This window comes from Halolamina pelagica (assembly GCF_001307315.1).
In the GTDB taxonomy this organism is placed as follows: domain Archaea; phylum Halobacteriota; class Halobacteria; order Halobacteriales; family Haloferacaceae; genus Halolamina; species Halolamina pelagica_B.
The window spans coordinates 1,772,662-1,790,287 of record NZ_LGUC01000001.1 but is presented as its reverse complement, the minus strand read 5'-3'; the positions used below and the strand labels follow the sequence as shown (position 1 = coordinate 1,790,287).

The 17,626-nt window shown below is 60.1% G+C and carries 15 protein-coding genes, 1 tRNA gene and 3 pseudogenes; 8 read left to right on the top strand and 11 right to left on the bottom strand.

All coding sequences use genetic code 11. The annotated features are described in order from the left end of the window. Window positions 1-508: 508 nt before the first annotated feature. From SY89_RS16570 to SY89_RS16560, 4 genes are all read left to right on the top strand, one after another. Window positions 509-1,357: a hypothetical protein gene (locus SY89_RS16570; protein ID WP_144427179.1), complete on the top strand. Its 849-nt coding sequence runs from the start codon at window positions 509-511 to the stop codon at window positions 1,355-1,357. A 334-nt stretch (window positions 1,358-1,691) separates the two neighbouring features. Beyond that, on the top strand, window positions 1,692-1,868 hold the full coding sequence (locus tag SY89_RS17255) for a hypothetical protein (RefSeq protein WP_189319143.1): 177 nt from the start codon (window positions 1,692-1,694) through the stop codon (window positions 1,866-1,868). A 138-nt stretch (window positions 1,869-2,006) separates the two neighbouring features. Beyond that, on the top strand, window positions 2,007-2,705 hold the full coding sequence (locus SY89_RS16565) for a bifunctional DNA primase/polymerase (RefSeq protein WP_144427178.1): 699 nt from the start codon (window positions 2,007-2,009) through the stop codon (window positions 2,703-2,705). A gap of 227 nt (window positions 2,706-2,932) precedes the next feature. After that, window positions 2,933-3,337: a helix-turn-helix domain-containing protein gene (locus SY89_RS16560; RefSeq protein WP_144427177.1), complete on the top strand. Its 405-nt coding sequence runs from the start codon at window positions 2,933-2,935 to the stop codon at window positions 3,335-3,337. Between the two features lie 472 nt (window positions 3,338-3,809). Here the strand turns inward: SY89_RS16560 and SY89_RS16555 are convergent, their stop codons facing one another. After that, window positions 3,810-4,322 carry a hypothetical protein gene (locus SY89_RS16555; RefSeq protein ID WP_144427176.1) on the bottom strand — a complete coding sequence of 171 codons (513 nt, stop codon included), beginning with the start codon at window positions 4,320-4,322 and terminating at the stop codon, window positions 3,810-3,812. Window positions 4,323-4,421: 99 nt separating this feature from the next. Here SY89_RS16555 and SY89_RS16550 point away from each other — a divergent pair, with 99 nt between their 5' ends. Continuing rightward, window positions 4,422-4,817 carry a hypothetical protein gene (locus SY89_RS16550; protein ID WP_144427175.1) on the top strand — a complete coding sequence of 132 codons (396 nt, stop codon included), beginning with the start codon at window positions 4,422-4,424 and terminating at the stop codon, window positions 4,815-4,817. Window positions 4,818-4,870: 53 nt separating this feature from the next. On the opposite strand, the gene SY89_RS16545 is transcribed toward SY89_RS16550, so the two are convergent. Together SY89_RS16545 and SY89_RS16540 are read right to left on the bottom strand one after the other, a co-directional pair. Next, the gene (locus SY89_RS16545; RefSeq protein ID WP_144427174.1) at window positions 4,871-5,437 is read right to left on the bottom strand and encodes an HBL/NHE enterotoxin family protein; all 567 of its coding nucleotides are present in this window, start codon (window positions 5,435-5,437) and stop codon (window positions 4,871-4,873) included. Window positions 5,438-5,528: 91 nt separating this feature from the next. Further along, window positions 5,529-5,801 carry a hypothetical protein gene (locus SY89_RS16540; protein WP_144427173.1) on the bottom strand — a complete coding sequence of 91 codons (273 nt, stop codon included), beginning with the start codon at window positions 5,799-5,801 and terminating at the stop codon, window positions 5,529-5,531. 879 nt (window positions 5,802-6,680) lie between these two features. Between SY89_RS16540 and SY89_RS09370 the strand changes: the two genes are divergently transcribed. Beyond that, a tRNA-Gly gene (locus tag SY89_RS09370) sits at window positions 6,681-6,751 on the top strand. Window positions 6,752-6,770: 19 nt separating this feature from the next. Here SY89_RS09370 and SY89_RS09365 read toward each other — a convergent pair. Both SY89_RS09365 and SY89_RS09360 read right to left on the bottom strand, forming a co-directional pair. Then, on the bottom strand, window positions 6,771-7,820 hold the full coding sequence (locus SY89_RS09365; protein ID WP_054584018.1) for a DUF5787 family protein: 1,050 nt from the start codon (window positions 7,818-7,820) through the stop codon (window positions 6,771-6,773). A gap of 3 nt (window positions 7,821-7,823) precedes the next feature. Continuing rightward, window positions 7,824-8,282, bottom strand: a complete 459-nt coding sequence (locus SY89_RS09360) for a bis(5'-nucleosyl)-tetraphosphatase (RefSeq protein ID WP_054584017.1) — start codon at window positions 8,280-8,282, stop codon at window positions 7,824-7,826. 119 nt (window positions 8,283-8,401) lie between these two features. Here SY89_RS09360 and SY89_RS09355 point away from each other — a divergent pair, with 119 nt between their 5' ends. Then, complete coding sequence (locus SY89_RS09355; protein ID WP_054584016.1) at window positions 8,402-8,728, top strand: uS10/mL48 family ribosomal protein; 327 nt, start codon at window positions 8,402-8,404, stop codon at window positions 8,726-8,728. 46 nt (window positions 8,729-8,774) lie between these two features. On the opposite strand, the gene SY89_RS09350 is transcribed toward SY89_RS09355, so the two are convergent. Together SY89_RS09350 and SY89_RS09345 are read right to left on the bottom strand one after the other, a co-directional pair. Further along, entirely contained in the window at window positions 8,775-9,014 is a 240-nt protein-coding gene (locus tag SY89_RS09350) for a DUF7513 family protein (protein WP_054584015.1), read from the bottom strand. After that, window positions 9,011-10,554, bottom strand: a pseudogene (locus SY89_RS09345) (Na+/H+ antiporter NhaC family protein). The gene SY89_RS09350 and the pseudogene SY89_RS09345 overlap by 4 nt, the downstream one beginning before the upstream one ends. A 117-nt stretch (window positions 10,555-10,671) precedes the next feature. On the opposite strand from SY89_RS09345, the gene SY89_RS09340 reads away from it, so the two are divergent. Further along, a complete protein-coding gene (locus SY89_RS09340) occupies window positions 10,672-11,952 on the top strand; it encodes an amidohydrolase (protein WP_054584014.1) in 1,281 nt (426 codons plus the stop codon). A gap of 168 nt (window positions 11,953-12,120) precedes the next feature. On the opposite strand, the gene SY89_RS09335 is transcribed toward SY89_RS09340, so the two are convergent. The 4 genes and pseudogenes from SY89_RS09335 to SY89_RS09320 all read right to left on the bottom strand — a co-directional run bounded on the left by SY89_RS09335 (window position 12,121) and on the right by SY89_RS09320 (window position 17,574). Then, a complete protein-coding gene (locus SY89_RS09335; protein ID WP_054584013.1) occupies window positions 12,121-13,485 on the bottom strand; it encodes a geranylgeranyl reductase family protein in 1,365 nt (454 codons plus the stop codon). A 193-nt stretch (window positions 13,486-13,678) separates the two neighbouring features. After that, window positions 13,679-14,908 (bottom strand): ABC transporter permease, encoded by a 1,230-nt coding sequence (locus tag SY89_RS09330; protein ID WP_080506657.1) that lies wholly within the window; start codon window positions 14,906-14,908, stop codon window positions 13,679-13,681. Then, window positions 14,905-16,020 (bottom strand): annotated as a pseudogene (locus tag SY89_RS09325) (ABC transporter permease). The gene SY89_RS09330 and the pseudogene SY89_RS09325 overlap by 4 nt, the downstream one beginning before the upstream one ends. Continuing rightward, window positions 16,017-17,574 (bottom strand): annotated as a pseudogene (locus tag SY89_RS09320) (ABC transporter ATP-binding protein). The pseudogenes SY89_RS09325 and SY89_RS09320 overlap by 4 nt, the downstream one beginning before the upstream one ends. Between the last annotated feature and the right edge of the window lie 52 nt (window positions 17,575-17,626).

Here is a 17,626-nt window from a genome sequence, read left to right as displayed (position 1 = left end):
CCAGACTTCCTTTTCACAGTACGTGCGGTCACTTTCGTGAGATAGAGCGCGCCCTTCCGTGTACGTAGGTTCTCTATTTGTCACCCAATCAGGCAGATCATCTACCTCTGCCCACAAACCAGCTTTGAACTTAAGATACGAAAGTGTCGTCATTGCCTTCTGTGGTTCCCATGTGGGCATATGCGGAAATCATAGGCCATAGACAAGTCGTTTTCTCTTGTCCTTGTACCCATCTAACTAAAGCCCCCAACTGGAGGTCTTAATAGAGTATTCCCGACTGTTTGACCAACTTTCTACCTTATTTCTATTTTTCTTAATCTAAATGAACAAATATATAAACTTGTAATGTTTATTACTAGTCGCAATGGGAAAAGAAAAGACGGTTGGGCTAAGCGAAGATACGCATTCTGCGCTTAGTCATATGAAGATAGACCGGGGTTTCCGGTCGTTTGAGGAATTATTGACTAGTGAGATTGACGAATTAGCGAATTACAAGGAGGAATAACCTATGGGAATCTACGGACCTAATTTTGTAAAGAAGGAGAGTAACGAGCAAACAGATAACGAATCAGAGGTAGCCGAGTTGTCGGCTCCGGAGGATATCCGGGAAGCCAAGCTAACTGGCAACGGAGTTGTGACTGAGTTATCAGAGGGTCGGCTGAGAGAGAAGGAAGAGGGAGAAAAGGTGATTGGGGTTGATCTGTCTAGTGAGAAGGCTTCAGCGTTTTTCTCCGAAAGTGAGATAGAGCAGCTCAGGGAAGCCGAGAAGCTTCAGAATCCGGATAAGGAAGACTTGTCCGGGAAAGACATGGACCAGATCTGGAGCGAGGTTGAATCCGAAGTTCAGGAGATCTACAAGCAGGAACTGAAGGAAGATCGGCTCAATAAGGCTCAAAATTTGAAGGACTCCAAGGACTGGATGAAGCCCGCTCACGAGACTAAGCAAGTGTCTGAAATGACGGGAGCCGAGTTTAAGCGGGCTATGAGCGAGGCTATGTCGGAGCCTGATACTGAAGAAGAAATGGAGGAAGCTGCTGATATCGATCTTGAAGAGGTTCTAGGAATTGCCGGGGAAGTGCCCGAAGTAGAAAATCGGCTAGATTCTGAAGAAGCAGAGCTAGCTGCTGAAGCCTTCGAGAATCGTGCACACAAAAATTCGGCTTGGTTAGACATAGCCGATGACATACGTGATTCTGACTCTAAAACGAGGTATGAGTCTACTGAAGGTGGGAGGAAGTTAACAACAGAATCGGAGGAACTGAAGCAGGCTCTGAGAAATCCATCTGGATTTGACGGAAAAGTCAAAATCCATAGAGATACCGGGAATACTGTCGTGGCTACTGTCTCCGGAGAGTGATCTATCTATGATCCAGAGGATTTTCGGAGATTCTGAAGATGAGGAAGAGGATATCCTAGAGACGCGAAATGAATGCCCCAAGTGTGGGAACAATTCGCGGGTTAACGAGATGGAACGCCGGGATGGGAAGCTGATCCACGTTCGCTCATACTGTGAGAGATGTGATTGATATGGCTAATGAATTACCGTTTGAACTTGCTAGCGATTGTCCGGAGTGTAATCGCTCTCTCAGGGGAGACTTTTCCGCCTATCTGTGGGGCAATGCTCGGATGAAATTTGAATGCTCAGTTGCATGCTCTTGTGGCTTCGAACGCGACTATACTACTACTCTCCAATGACTGAAGTAAGAGAACTTGCTCCCGGGCTGATCGAACTACAGACAGACAAGCACATTGAAGAGCTTGAAAAGGATGGATCTGTCGTAGCAATTTACGAGAAGGACTCTGAAGGGGCTAAGGTGATCGTAGATATCTCCGAAAATCTCACAGACAATTTGTCATATATCTACTAGTTAGATCTCTCGGAAAAACTAACTACCAATCCACATTTAAGCCACCATGCCGAAGAAATGACAAACTGACCTAATGAAGTCTCTCAGAATGTAAGCAAAAGTCCGGTTCAGTCCTAAGCTGAACCGGGGAGAAGGAATATGACTCTATCCACTTTATCTAATAGTTCCGGAAATATAAGCGATTCGGTAGTACCGGCAGGTGAACAAATCTCCGATCTTTTCGACAATAACGTATTCATCCCGTTAGAACCGGGGAAGAAGTATAGCTTTGATACAGGATGGAATGAGAAACGAAATCTGATTCCTCCTGAGGAAGCCGAGAAACACCTTAAGCAAGGTGGGAATGTCGGGTTGGTAATCGGGAAGTGGTTCAATGGATCTACCTATGTCCTATTCGATGTTGAGGAAGCCGGCATACTCCCCGAAGATATCCGTTCGATAGTTGATTCTCACTCTCTGCTAACTGAGGAAACAACCCACGGGGGAATGAATCGAATTGTTCGGATTGACAGTAGGGAAGCTTACGATCTACTGGATTCCTTCGATACGACCATTAGCGATATCAGAGAACGGGAGTCGGCAGACTTTGAACTGTTGACTAACACAGGAACCCCACTTCCTCCCTCTGAGATAGATCACACAAATTGCCCGGAATCTAAAGAAGGGTGCGATGGAGAAGGGACGGGGAGGTATGTCCTAGAATCCATCAATCCTGAGGCTCCCGCTATGGATCTTGATTCGGTTAGGAGATTAGGAGAGCTGTTAGGGATTGAGGCTCAGGAACCCCGAGATAGTGAAATACCTTTAGGGAATGAAAATTCTGAAGCTCCCCAGTAGATCCGAAGGTAGACCCTCAGAAGGAATTTGAGGAAAACGTACCCTCTGTAGAGCATGATTTCACCGAACGATACCAGTATATGCGATGGGGAGATTGGGACGGTCAAGAGCTATTCTCTCGGCTTTGGAATGGGGATTTCTCGGCTATTCCGGGTTCCAATAAACAAGGAAGGGCAGAGTGCAAGTTAGCAAATTATATCGGCTTCTTCATGGGGAGGAATCAAAGTATGATTCAATTCCTAATGTCTACTCTGCCGTTCGATTCATACTATCAGAAGTATCCAAGTCACCGTAAGCAGCTACTCAATTGGGCTTCTGGGGAAGAATGGGTATTCTGTGAGAAAGTATCATTTGATGCTAAATATGCTACGGCGCTCCAATTCTGGCGCGAGGATACTACCTCTGTAGCAGAGATAACCGACAATACAACCCGTGAAGAAGATGCTGTTTATCGAACCCTAGATATCCTACAGGCAGAGGGAGTGATCGAAAAAATCGGCAAAGGGGAGTATCGAAATACGGGAATCACAGAAGGATATCTCAATAGATTGTATAATGTGACTCAAAAGAATAACCCAGATCGGCATCCGAAAAGCATAGATGTTTCAACTAATAACAGTAATGTCGGATGATAGGCAATATAATGTATGGAATAAATTCTAACTATTCCTTTGTTAACGTGAGAATTTTTGGTGAAAACGCCGGAGGGCTCCACATCCATTTAAATAGGGGTGAAGCATGACTCAGCTGAATATGACCTATATCTCACGACAGATTGATACTGTGGTTCCTGAAGGCTTCAGAGTCGAACAGATTCGGGTAAACTTGGACTGTATCACTCCGGACATTCGGGAAGAGGAATGGTCCGATATCACGGATCAATTCGAACGTGTAGCTTCTGACCACCTTCAGTCAAATTTGACGGTTGCTCAGGATAGTTCGCTTTCGGAGTTATGGGATTTCGATATGGTACATTCCTGTGGCAGAGAGCCACTTTACGACTCACAGGCTTCAGAATACTATTGTCCGATTTGTAGCGCACATCCAGATTCGATTTTCGACTATTAGAAGCGTTTGTTGCCCGATCATTGTGGTCTCTAGGTGTTACGAGATGATCGGATCATGCTGTGTGTACTTAATCCCAATATAGGCTAGAATCAAAAGAGCTACACCAATTATAGAGAACATCAACTGATCTAAACCACTTACGGTGAAAATGGGGGCTATAGCTTGAATCATAGCTGATGTAGCGAGAATCCAAGTCAACATTACTAAAGCGCGATTAATTCTCTGACTTCTTTGGTTCTGCTCTCTATCATGTGCTACCTCAAAGCCCTTTGAAGTTAATCCAAGATAGAGTCCACTTCTTCTATCAGCATCTGTTATTGGGACTTCTCCTTCTTTGCCGGGCCTAGGAATGTCAGCTGTCATTCCTGCCTTAACATTCCCAATCAATCCTGTTTGCGATAAATATGCGAGAGTATTCTGAACATTTTGAGGGTCCATATCCACTTCTTGAACTACGGGATGGTTTTCATCGATTTCTTCCTGTTCTCCCCAATAGATATCCTCCTCATAGATAGTTTCCAATACCGTAGCCCAGTCGGGTTCTCCCATGGTTCGCTATTGTAGAAAATCCGACTTAGCGTTTGGGAGGAAATCTAGAAAATAGTCTTACCACTAACTATTTTGACGGGGAGATTCCAGTAATCGGAAATGGAAATACCTCAGATACTGATTGAGATCTCGCCGGTCCTACTAGCAATATTAGGTGCAATAGCCCATGAAGCGGGCCATTATGTGCTTGGCTGGATCTTCGGAGGAAAGCCTTCTATCTCAGAGTACTATTTCGGAATTCCCTCACAGATTGACTTTGCGACTCCTAAAGAAATGGAGAACTGGCAGGTTCGGCTGGTAGGGGGATGGCCCTATGTATTCCTAGTTCTACTCTTTGTAGCAGCTTGGTACCATATTGAATGGCTTGTCTTCTTTTCAGCAGCAGCAGGAATCACGATCAGTCCTTCCGATATGAATGCTGCTTGGCACCCCGAGTTTTGGAAGAAATTGACTGCAAGAGAAACGCTTCATCCTGATGATTACATAGATGAATAACAGAGATTCACTTCAGCTCACCACTATGAAACTGTCGCTCACGTTTGGGGCGATTAAAAGCGTCCCCTAGCTGCTCTTTCAATTTGTCTTTTTATATCTTCAGCCTCTTCTCTGGCATAAACAGCTTCTTCGCTAGCTTCTTCCGCTTTCTCTGCAGTTTGGGATATCCTTTTTTGATGTTCCTCTATCTCGTTTTTAATATCCCAGAGTTCGCTCTTAGAATCTTCAATATCTTCACCAAGTTCGCTCATCTCACTCAACATTTGGCTGATCTCTTTACTATTCTCTTGGATACTCTCGTCAAGATCTCTCATTTCTTCAACAGTCTCTGTAACCTTCGACTGGTTCTCTTCAATATTCTCATCAAGTTGCTTCGTTTGCTCAAGCATATCATATATCTCTGAACGGTTATATTCGATTTCCTGCCTAGTCTCTTCAGTAACGACAGAGATTGCATAGACATTGAATACCTCCATGAGAATGCCGAGTGGGAGCAAAAACGCGCTAAGAGTAGATCCTAGAGAAAGAGAACCAATAGTTACAGAAATAGCCCCAAGGAGGGTAAGCGATAATTTCGCTTTCTTATTCTCACCCACCCATTTTCCTGCTTTCTCGATCATAACAGCAACATTTCCTCGATATGGGTAAGGGTTGCCCATAACTAGATGGTTACTTTTCTCAGGATATTCAACCTATTAAAGTGGCATATTACTATCGTGGATCGACCATCATAGAATAAGTCATATACAATATCACAAGACCTCCGAGTATTCCGAAAAGTGGATTAGAAGCTATCAAAATCATTGCAGGCCGGATGAAAATAGCTCCGAGAAACCCTCCCATTACCGCTTGCCAGACCCAACTGCCAAATCCATTTCTTCTAGTTGTGTATCTCCCCAGATTATCCCTATAAGGATCACTCCAAATAACACCAATAACCGCGCCGATTAACGCACCGACAATTGTGGTTGCTGGCTCAACCATTCTATAGTTAGTATTCAATATATGTTTTTAACTATTTCGGCAATTTTACAGAACACAGCTATTTGCCTCCATTATTTGATGAGAAAAAGTTTGGTATATCAAATAGGATTCGAAACATTATAAGGCGAAAATCACCATATTGCGAAGGGTTCAGAGCCAGATCATACATAGCTCTGAGGGGGTTACTACCTATAATTGGCCGTTCGAAGAGCCTAATTATATATAATTAATGAGGCTCAGGGGTCTTAAACACCGATACAGGGGGAACCACAGTATATTATCAAAGGGATTCTGAAGGGAGACAGCCTGTGAGTAGGACATAGGAAAGAATTGGGATACCTCGGGGTGGTTCCAAGGTGAGCGACGTAAAGAGCCCAATCCCTGTAGAGCTTGATATATAAAGTAAGAATTTCCCATCAGAAATCAGAAACTATTAAATTCGTGAAAGACGTACTGAAATAATGGGGCGGCATGGTCCGTCCCTCCTTCCACCTGAAGGAAAAGTCAGTTCCTTGGCGGCAATAAGTCGCTCAAGAACCACCCTTGCTTGAGGGGCCAATATCAAGCACCGGGGTAGGTTTTCTGGGGTTGTACTGTAGCTCTGAGCATCTAGATCCTGATGGGGGCAAAACCATTCAGAAAGAGACGGAGGTTACTGTGCTGAACACAAGGTAGGCTGTGGGGTCTGTGAGCGATTAGTGTAGTATCCTATGCTCATCAACACAATTCTTCTACACGCAGAAACACTTTTCACAGACTGTTAGTGTAGAATAGATGTAGCCTGAGAGAGGTAGATCGGGAAAATGTCTCCCAACTCACACGCAGCCCAAAATCGCGAAGGGGAACGCCCTTATTTCTGGGTGTGGTTACTTCGAGTGCGCACCGGTGGTCTAGTGGCAGGACCTGAGCCTTCCAAGCTCATGGCCCGGGTTCAAATCCCGGCCGGTGCATTCTGCAGGACGGCTTCGGCTACTGCTCCCGCGCCCGTTCGCGTCGACGCTCCAGTAACTCCCGCACCCCCTGTCCCGGACCGCCGTCGATCGGCCACCCCTTCGTCCGCCACTGTGGCGGCTCCGGCTCGAAGGAATCACACCGACTGCTGCACTCGCTCTGTGTCTGACAGCGTCCTTTCGCGCCACACACCGGAACCATCCCGCGACCCGCGCGCTCGAGTTCGAACCACCGACAGTCGGGTCGCATCGTCTCCGTAATCGAGCGCCAGCCCTTCCCGTAGGCTCGCTCGGCGAGTAGGCGGCGCCGCCGCGCCTTCTCGGTGGCGTCGAAGCGCTCGGTCGGCGCCGTCACGTCGAGCTCCGAGGGGAGCCAGTCGACCGTCGCGGCGTCGGCGTCGACACCGGTCCTGTCACTCCCGCCGAAGTCAAACGTCAGCACGCCGGCCTCGACCGGGAACTGCCGCAGTAGCGCCGGCTCGACGCGCTCGCCCGTGCGCCCGGTCGCGAGCCACACCTCGTCGGCCAGCGCAGTCTCCACGTCGTGTTCCAGCTGGTCCGAGAGCGCGGCCGCGGCGCTGGCGTTGAGGTCGGGCTTGTTCTCGACGGCGACGATCCGTTCGACCCAGTCGGGGTAGGGGCGCTTCCGCCGGATCTCGATTCGATTGCCCTGCTTGCGTTTGTCCACGAGCCCCCGTGCCGCCGCGCGGTGGATCGCCTCCCGGACGTAGCGCCACGGGTAGCCCGGATCGGGGAGCGCGTCTCGGTAGTACGCCCAGTCCGCGGGCGCGTGGCGAACGACCGGGAGGAGGTCGCCGTCGATTTCGCGTTCGCCGAACTCGCGGCGGGCGGCGAGCCCCTCGGGGTCGCACTCGATCACGATGGTGTCCCAGCGGCGCCGCTGGGTGCCGAGTTGGCGCGAGACGATCACTGGCGGTCCGTCGGCGTCGGGACGAGTAGTGTCGCTGGCGTCGACTGCGCCGCGCTCGGTCGGCGGCCAGCCGAGTTCGGCCCAGCGACAGACCAACAGCTCGAAACTGAACTCCGAGTCGACGGTGGGCGTCGGCACCGCTTACGCCGGCGTACCGACGTACCCTTCGCCGTCGGCCTCCTTCACGTCGTCGAGGTACTCGTGTGCCTCTTCGAGGATGTCGCGGGGGCCGTCCTGCGTGATCGTGTTGAGCGCCTGGTCGTAGTCCCGCCACTGCATGTCGCGGTGTTCGGCCGAGAGTTCGGCGCTGGCCTCGAACGACCGGGCGATGAACAGGTGGACCGTCTTGTGGATCGTGTTCCCGTTGGCCTCGAACACGTAGTCGTACTCCTTGCGGAAGCCGTCGATGAGTCTGAAGTCCTCGATACCGGCTTCCTCCGTCACTTCTCTGATCGCGGTCTGCTGGAGCTCCTCTTCCCCCTCGACCCCGCCCTTGGGGAACTCCCAGTCCCCGGGTCGGCTCTTCAGGAGCAGGTACTCCCGTTCGCCGCGGGTGTCGCGGAAGAGGATGGCTCCGGCAGACGTCGCTTCGACCGTCATTGCGTTCGGCTACGTATCACGCTCTTAAATTGGCTTCGGTGGGGCAAAACCGCGGTTCAGCAGCAGCCTCCCCGGCCACCGGTAGATGCGCTTTTCACGCTCGAACCCAATCTCCGGGTATGACCTTCGTTACGACGCTGACGTTCCGGAGCGGGGACCGGGCCGTCCTCGACGACACCGTCACCGGGCTGAAAGAGCAGGTCGAACGGAAGGGCGCCGAGTGCAAAGGCCCCCATCAGGAACAGCCCGATCACCACACCGTCCCGCTGTACAGCCGTTGCCAGCCGGGCGAGCAGTGCGACCCCTGGAACTACACGGTGTACACGCGCTGGCTGGAGATCCACGGCTCCGACCACATCGCCCGCGAAGTCGTCGCGACCGACCTCCCGGACTCGATCCGCGTCGAAGTCGACGTGGAACGCCGCGCGAGCCAGGCGTACCGTTGATCGGTCGTCGATTCACCTTTCTCTCTGAAAAACTGGCGACGCCGACTCAGAGCAGTTCGGCTTCGCCCGTCGCGTCGTCGGCGTCGAACGCCGTCACGCGGATCCGCACTTCGTCGTCGACGGCCACGTCCGTGTCCGGCAGGCGGAGTCGCGTATCCCCGATCCGGACCAGCGCGTCGTCGCCGTCCCGGCCGGTGATGATCACCGGAAGTTCGTCGCCGGGCTCGTACTGTGGCGTCGCGGTCCGGAACTCGAACCCCGCGAGGAAGGCGTCGAAGCGGCTCATACGCGGCTCACCTCCTCGCTCTCGCGGTCGCTAACGTACTCACGGCCGAAGCCGGTCACCGCGGCGATCAGGAACACCGCCACGAGGAACCAGCCGTGGAACACGTACGGGAACACCGCGGCCGGGTTGACGACCATGTCGACGGTGAACCAGCCGTACTCGTCGGGCAGCGTCTGCATCGCGGAGTAGCCCGCGAGCACGCCGCCGCCCCACGGGAAGATGTACCCCAGCGCCGAGGTGTTGGCGTCGAGGATGTTGGCCCGGCGGTAGCCGTTGATGTTGAACCGCCGACCCAGCGTCCGGATGTACGGCGCGATCGCGATCTCGGCGGCGGTGTTGATGGTGACCATCGCGTTGACCATCGCGGTCCCGAGCACCATCGTCACCTCCGCGCGCCGGACCGTCGTGGCGACGGTGTCGAGCAGCCAGCGCTGCAGCGCCTCGAACCCGCCGCCCTGGCGCATAATCTGCGCGCCGGCGACGATCAGCAGCGTGAGGACGATCAGCGGGAAGAAGCCCACCGCGCCGTTGTAGAGGCTGCCGCCGACGCCGGCCTCGCCGGCGGGCACCGTCTCGATCACCGCGCCGATCAGGGGCGCGGTGTCGAGGGCTGTCACCAGCCCGGACTCCGGCGCCATGAACACCAGCACGTCGCTGACGCCGACATCGACCAGGTCGAAGTAGCCGAGCATGACGTTGAGCACGAACGCGGTAAACAGCCCCCACGAGACCGCCTCGACGATGTGGCGACCCCGGATCGCCGTCCCGATGACGATCGCGACCGGAATCAGGTGGAGCAGCCCCCACGCGGCGCCGGCGGTCACGCCCGACCCGGCCGCCGGATCAGTCGTCGTCATCGTCGCCCCCGCGATCAGGAACGCGGCGAACGCCGGCACCGCGGCGGCGACGGCGTACTTCACCCGCGAGGCGACGACGCCGCCGATGTCGGCGTCCTGGGTCACCGCGCTCACGATGGTCGTGTCCGAGACCGGCGCGAGGTTGTCCCCGAACACGGCGCCGGAGAGGATCGCCCCGAACAGGAGGATCGGGTTCGTCCCCAGCAACAGCCCGGCCGGGAACACCAGCGTCACGAAGGCGATCGTCGTCCCGTAGCCCGTCCCGATCCCCGTCGCGAGCAGTCCCGCGAGCAGGAACGTCACCGCCGGGAACAGCGCGGCGCCGACCTCGGCGGCGTTGGCGGCCCACACCAGGCCGTCGACGAACCCCCGGCCTGGATGGTGTTCGCGAACATCCCCGCCCAGAGCCACGCGACGGCGGCCGTCGCTGCCACTTCCTGGGTCATCCCCTCGAAGATGGCGTCGGCGTACGTCTTCCAGTCGCCCCGGACGAACGGCAGCCCCGCGATGAGGCCGACCAGCATCCCGACGACGAGACCCGACGTGTCGCCGATGCCGAGTACGCCCGACTGGAACACGGCCCAGACGATGAACACCCCGATCGGGATGGCGCTGGCGGCTGGCCCGCCCCGGAAGTCGAGGCTTCGGCCCTGCCCTGACTCGATCGTTGGCTCCTCTTCCATACCCCGAGGTGGCGGCACGGCCTCTCATAAATCAACCGCCACAGCGTTCCCGCGGGGTCGGGGACATCTGCTGCCGCCACGCCGAGGTTTAAGCGCCTCCCAGCCGTCCGATTCGTCGTGCACGTAGACGCCGACGCGCTGACCGAGTTCCGCAGAGATCTCCACCGCCACCCCGAGCCGGCGTGGTGTGAGTTCTACACCACCGCCCGGATCGTCGAGGAACTGCGCGCCCGCGACGTGGACGAACTCCACGTCGGCCCGGACGCACTCGAGGACGCCGACGAGCCGCGGATGTCCCTCCCCGATCAGGCCACCCGCGACGAGTGGGCGGAGCGCGCCGTCGACGCCGGCGCCGACGCTGATCTCGTCGATCGCCTCGACGGCGGCAACACCGGTGCCGTCGCGGTCGTCGAACAGGGAGACGGCCCGACGGTCGGCCTCCGCGTCGACATCGACGCGCTGCCGATCCCCGAGTCCGACGACGATGACCACACCCCCGCGGCGGCGGGGTTCCGCTCGGAGAACGAGGGGTACATGCACGCCTGCGGGCACGACGCCCACGCGACGCTCGGGCTGGGCGTGATCGACGCCGTGCTCGACAGCGACTTTTCGGGCACGCTGAAGGTGTTCTTCCAGCCGGCCGAGGAGCGCGTCGCCGGCGGCGGACCGATGTCGCGGTCGGGCCACCTCGACGACGTGGACTCCCTCTATGCGGTCCACATCGGCCTCGACCACCCGACGGGGGAGATCGTCGCCGGCGTCGGCGGTTTCCTCGCGGTCTCCGGCTTCGAAGCGACGTTTTCGGGCACGCCGGCCCACGCCGGCGCCCACCCCGAGGAGGGCGACAACGCGATCCAAGCGATGGCCGAAGCGATCACGAGCATGTACGCGATCCCGCGTCACGCCGACGGGCCGACCCGCGTGAACGCCGGCGTCGTCGACGGCGGCACGGCCTCGAACATCATCGCCGAGGAGGCCAGAATGGAGTGTGAGGTCCGCGGCCAGACGACCGAACTGATGGAGTACATGTGGGAGGAGACTGGTCGCGTCGTCGACGCCGCCGCGGACATGCACGACGTGGACGTCGAGCGAACCCGCAACTCCCGGGCCCCGTCTGCGGAGAGCGACGAGGAGCTCGCGGCGGTCGTCGCCGACGTGGCTGACGGCGTCGAGGGCGTCGACTCGGTCATGGACCACGACGACCTCGGCGGGAGCGAGGACGCGACGTTCCTGATGAACCGCGTGCAAGAGCAGGGCGGCAACGCCTGCTACGTCGGTCTCGGCACCGACCACCCCGGGGGCCACCACACCTCCACGTTCGACGTTGACGAGGAGTCACTCCGCATCGGCGTCGAGACGCTGGCCGGCGCGATCGAGGCGCTCTCGAACGAGGAGTGAGGCCCTCGGCGGAGCGGCCGCTGTGGAGTGCCAAGGCAGAACGGCCACGAACGGCCGTCGGCAGTGCGTGGGCCAAGGAGACCCCGGAGGGGTCGACGCAGGCTTTTGGTCGAGCTTTTGCAAGGCCCTCCGGGGCCCGCTGCAAAAGGTCGAGTAGCAAAAGGTCGTCTAGTACTTCGGATCGGCGCCCGTCTGCTCGTAGACGCGCTCCATGATGGAGTCGCGCTGGTCCTGCCAGCGCGGCAGCGCCGACGGCCGGTCCGGGTAGCTCTCGTAGTGGGCGAGCAGCTCTTCGGCCAGGTTCCGGACCTGGTAGATCTCCCAGAGCTGGCCGAGGTGGCCGATCGCCCCGCGGATGGTCTTCAGCGCGACGCCCGGGCTGATCGACGTCTTCCCGGAGTACAGCGCTTCGGCGATCGGCTCGCCCGGGAGCGAGGCAAGCATCGACGTGAGTTCGTCGACCTCGACGGCCGTCGAGAGCACGTTGTACACGTCGAGCGCGGCGTAGCGCGCGCCGAAGTGGTCCATCACGCGCTCGTTGTACCGCCAGAGCTCCTCGTCGATCCGGCCGTTCGAGATGGCCGCTATCGCCTCCTCGGCGGCGTACTGCCCGGAGTAGGCGGCGCCGGCGATCCCGCCGCCGGTGGTGGGGTTGACCAGCCCCGCGGCGTCGCCGACCGCGACCAACCCCGGTGCGGTCGCGGAGTCGTACGGCCGGCGGGTGGGGAGCGCGGCGCCGAGCTTGTCCTTCACTTCCGCGCCCTCGAACTCGGGGCGGCTCCGGAGGTCGTTCCGGAGGTCCTGGACGAGCTTCATCGGCTCCTCGGTCATCTGGAACCCGAGGCCGACGTTGATCGTCGTCGGCGTGCGCGGGAAGTACCAGAGGTAGCCCGACGCGCGATCCGTCGGCTTGAACACGAGCGCGTCGTCCCACTCGACCGGCTCGGGGACCTCGACGATCTCGCGGTACGCCGAGCAGAACTGCGAGTAGGAGACGTTCGTGTCGAACGTGGCGTCGGAGAAGTCGGCGTTGTCCTGCAGCACCGAGAGCGCGCCGGCGGCGTCGACGGTGATCTCGGCGTGGAACTCCTCGACTTCGCCCTTGTGCTTCCCGCGAACGCCCTCGACGCGGCCGTTCTCCTGGAGCACGTCGTTGACGACCGTGTCGTAGTGGAACTCCGCGCCGGCCTCCGTGGCGCCGTCGATGAGCTTCCGCCCGTACTCCCAGCGGTCGATGACCGCGAGCTCGCCCGGGACCGGGATGTCGAGCACCGTGTCCTCGGAGGGGATCTCGAAGCGGCCGTGGTCGACGGCGGTGTTGGTGAACGAGGACTCGATCTTCGACTTCGGGATCGCGTCGGGGAACGAGTCCGCACCCTTCAGCGCGTCGCCGCAGGCGATGTGGCCCGCCTCCGCCTCGCTCTTGCGCTCGACGACTGCCACGTCGAGCCCCTCGCGGGCGGCCGTCGCGGCCGCGTAACAGCCGGACGTGCCGGAGCCGACGACGACGATGTCGTACTCGTGGGTACTCATTTCCCAACTCTCGGGTGGGAGGGTGCAAAACTCTTTATCACGAGCGAAGGGGGCGACTGTCGACGACGCGACTTTTTCGCCGCCCCTCCGTGGCGGGGGACATCGATCACGACGAGGAGACCGGACTGCTGGTCGTCGGTGGTCCGGGAGCCCGTCGGAAACGCACACGACAGCCTGGCTGTGGCCGTCGCGGTCAGTCCTCGTCGGAGTCGTAGTGCTCGCCGGCGGCGTCTGGCGTTCGGGTGCGACCCACCAGCGCCAGCACGACGATGACGGTGACGTACGGCACCGTCTGGATGAGCGAGTCCGGCACGGCGTAGTTCAGCTGTTGGAGCCGGAACTGGAGTGCGTCCAGCGACGCGAACAGCAGCGACGCGCCGAACGCGCCGAAGGGGTTGTAGTTGCCGAACAGCATCGCGGTGATGCCGATCCACCCCCGGCCGTCGACCATCGTCGTGCCGCTGCCGACGAAGCTCCCCACGCGACCGAGCGAGAGGCCGGCGCCGCCGATGCCGGAGAACACCCCGGAGATGAGCACCGCGGCGTAGCGCACTCGACGCACGTCGACGCCCGCGGTGTCCAGCGCCTTCGGGTTCTCACCGCTGGCCCGCACCCAGTAGCCGAAGGAGGTCTGGGTCAGGACGTACCACGACAGCGGCGTCGCCAGCAGCACGAAGTACACCGGCGGCTCGGCGTCGAACAGCACGGTGCCGACTGCCGGTAGCTGGGAGAGCAGCGGCGTCGTCCACGTTCCGAACGTGTCCACGCCCGGGGAGTTGACCGCGCCCCAGATGACGTTGCTCGCGAACGGCGCCGCGCCGAGGGCGATGAGCCAGACGGCCAGCCCCGCGATGACCTGATCAGCGCGGTACTCGATGGTGACCACCGCGAACAGCAGCGAGAACGCCGCGCTGACGAGCACGGCGACGTAGAACGCGATCCAGGTCGCCGCGAGGGTCGGCCCGGTGACGGCGGCGGTCAGTCCGCCGAGGGCGACCGTCGCGACGACGCCACCGCCGCCCCGGAGCGCTATCTCCCCCGCAGCGTCCCCGAGCAGGCCGAGTGCGGCGCCGGTGATGGCCAGGCTGATTGCGACCACGAACAGCAGGACGAGGCCGGCACCGACGCCCGCGCCGGCGTCGCCGGTCAGCCAGTGCGCGACCGCGACACCGACGAAGGCGCCGACGATGAGCAGCCCCTCCAGGCCGATGTTGATGACGCCCGCGCGTTCGGCGAAGATCCCGCCCAGCGCGGCGAAGGCGATGGGGACTGACAGCCGCAGCGCGGAGGCGACGTACGGGCCGTCGACGACGCTCGCCAGTTCGCCCGCCGCCGTCTCGGGGAACAGCCTGGCGATCAGCACCGCGACCCCCAGCAGCAGCGGGCCGGCGGCGACCAGCCCGAACCGCTTGAGCGCGCTCATCGGTCACCCCCCAGGTCCCAGCGAACGCCGAGCGTCCGGAAGAACTCGGGCATGGCGACCAGCAGGATCACCAGCCCCCGGATGACGCCGACGAGCTGCCGAGGCACGCCCAGTTGGAAGTCGATCGAGAGGCTCCCTGCCTGCATCGAGCCGAACAGCGGCCCGGCGAACAGCACGCCGAGTGGGTTGTTGCTCGCGAGCACGGAGACCGTGATGCCGTCGAAGCCCAGCGAGGGGACGCCGTTGACCCAGCGGCCGACGGACATCAGGACCCATACTGCGCCGCCGAGGCCGCCGATGGCCCCCGAGAGCGTCATGCTGGTGACGACCATCCGTTTGGCGTCGACGCCGGCGTAGTCCGCCGCGTCGGGCTGGATGCCGGCGGTCCGCAGGTCGTAGCCGAAAGCGGTCCCCAGAGCACGTACGTCATCAGGAGGACGAGCACGACGGCCAGCAGGAGCGCTAGCTCCGGGCCGAACCGCGCGGCGGCCGGCACGTCCCGCGTCTCGACGCTCCCGCTGTCGGGCTTCTGGAAGTACGCCGAGACGAGGAAGAAGGCGACGTCGCTGGCGATGAAGTTGAGCATGATCGTCGTGATCACCTCGTTGGCGTCGGCGTAGGCTTTCAGCGCGCCCGGGATGGCGGCGTAGAGGCCGCCGACGACGGCGCCGGCGACCATCGCCACGACGGCGATGAGGACGCCGCCGAGCGGCCCCTCCGGCGCCGCGGGGCCGACACGGACGGCGACGAGCGCCGCCGCGAGTGCGCCGAGCACCAACTGCCCCTGCGTCCCGATGTTGAACAGGCCGGCGCGGAACGACACTGCGACGGCGAGCCCGGTGAACAGCAGCAGCGCGGAGTTCTTCAGCGTCTGCTGGAGCACGAACGAGTCGAACAGGGGCGCGAGGAACAAGTAGCGATACACCGCAAGCGGGTTGTAACAGAACAGCGCCGAACACTCCGCGAACACCCCGCGACCAGTGTGACGACGCCGCCGAGCAGGACTGCCGTGAGCAGCGCGGCCACGCTGACGATCAGCCGCTCCCCGCCGACGCGTCGACCAACCGACCCATGACGCCCGCGACCGAGTCGGGGAGGCGGTCGGAGTTCATACGTCACCTCCGGCCCGCACGGTCGCTCGTGGCACGTCCGGCGGCCGCTCGCCCGCCATCAGGAGCCCCAACTGCTCCTCGGTCACTTCCGCGGGGTCGACCACGTCGATCAGTTCCCCGTCGTGCATCACGCCGAGTCGGTCGGAGAGGCTCCGGACCTCGTCGAGCTTCGAGGAGACCAGCAACACAGCCGCCCCCTGCTCCCGGAGGTCGAGCAGGCGGTCGTGGATGAACTCCACGCTCCCCACGTCGACACCCCGCGTCGGGTGGGACGCGACGACCGCCTCCGGCTCGCGGGCGAACTCACGGCCGACGATGAACTTCTGTTGGTTCCCGCCCGAGAGCGAGCGCGCTTCAGCGCCCGCGTCGGCGGGGCGCACGTCGTACTCCGCGACGATCTCCTCGGCGTGGGCCTCGGCGTCGTCCCAGCGGATGCGGCCGGCGTCGGCGAACTGCGGGTCGCGCTGGCTGCCGAGCAGGCCGTTCTCGGTCAGGTCGTAGGACATCACCAGCCCGCGGGCCTGGCGGTCCTCCGGGACGTACGCCATCCCGTCTTCGATGCGCTGGCGCCGCGACTCGTCGGTCACGTCCGTGCCCCGAGCGCGACACGCCCGGAGCTCGGCGTTCGGAGGCCGGTGAGCGCCTCGACCAGTTCGGACTGGCCGTTGCCGTCGACGCCGGCGACGCCGAACACCTCGCCCTCGGCCACTTCCAGGTCGACGCCGTCGACGGCCCGGACTCCGCGGTCGTCTTCGACCACGAGGTCACGGGCTGCGAGCCCCACCGCGCCGGCGTCGACGGGCGACTTCTCGGTGTCGAACAGCACCTCGCGGCCGACCATCAGCTCCGCGAGTTCGGTGTCGTCGACGTCGTCGGTGTCGACGGTGCCGACGTTCTCCCCGTCACGCAGCACCGTCACCTCGTCGGCGGCGGCGGTCACCTCGCTCAGCTTGTGGGAGATGAAGATGATCGTCTTGCCGGCCTCGGTGAGTTCGTCGAACACCTCGAACAGCTCCTCGACCTCCTGGGGGTGAGCACCGCGGTCGGTTCGTCGAGGATGAGCACGTCGGCACCCCGGTAGAGCGCCTTCAGGATCTCGATGCGCTGTTGCTCGCCCACCGAGAGGTCGGCGACGGTCGCCGTCGGATCGACGTCGAAGCCGTAGCGTTCGGCGAGTTCGGCCACCGCCTCGCGGGCTCGCTCGCGGTCGACCGCGAGCCCGCCCCACTTGCGGGGCTCGTTGCCGAGCACGACGTTCTGGGTCACGGTCATCGGCTCCACGAGCATGAAGTGCTGGTGGATCATGCCGACGCCGGCGTCGATGGCGTCCCGGGGCGAGTCGAACGTCCGCTCCTGGCCGTCGACGACGACGGTTCCGGAGGTGGGCTTGTACAGCCCGTAGAGAACGTTCATCAGCGTCGTCTTGCCCGCCCCGTTCTCGCCGAGGAGGGCGTGGACGCTCCCGCGATCGACGGTCAGGTCGACCTCGTCGTTCGCGAGGACGCCCGGGAACTGTTTGGTGATCTGTCTGAGGTCGACCGCTGGCGCAGTCATCTATTTAGTTCGAGAGGGTGGAGGGTGGTTCGCCCCGACGCCGGGAGGGGTC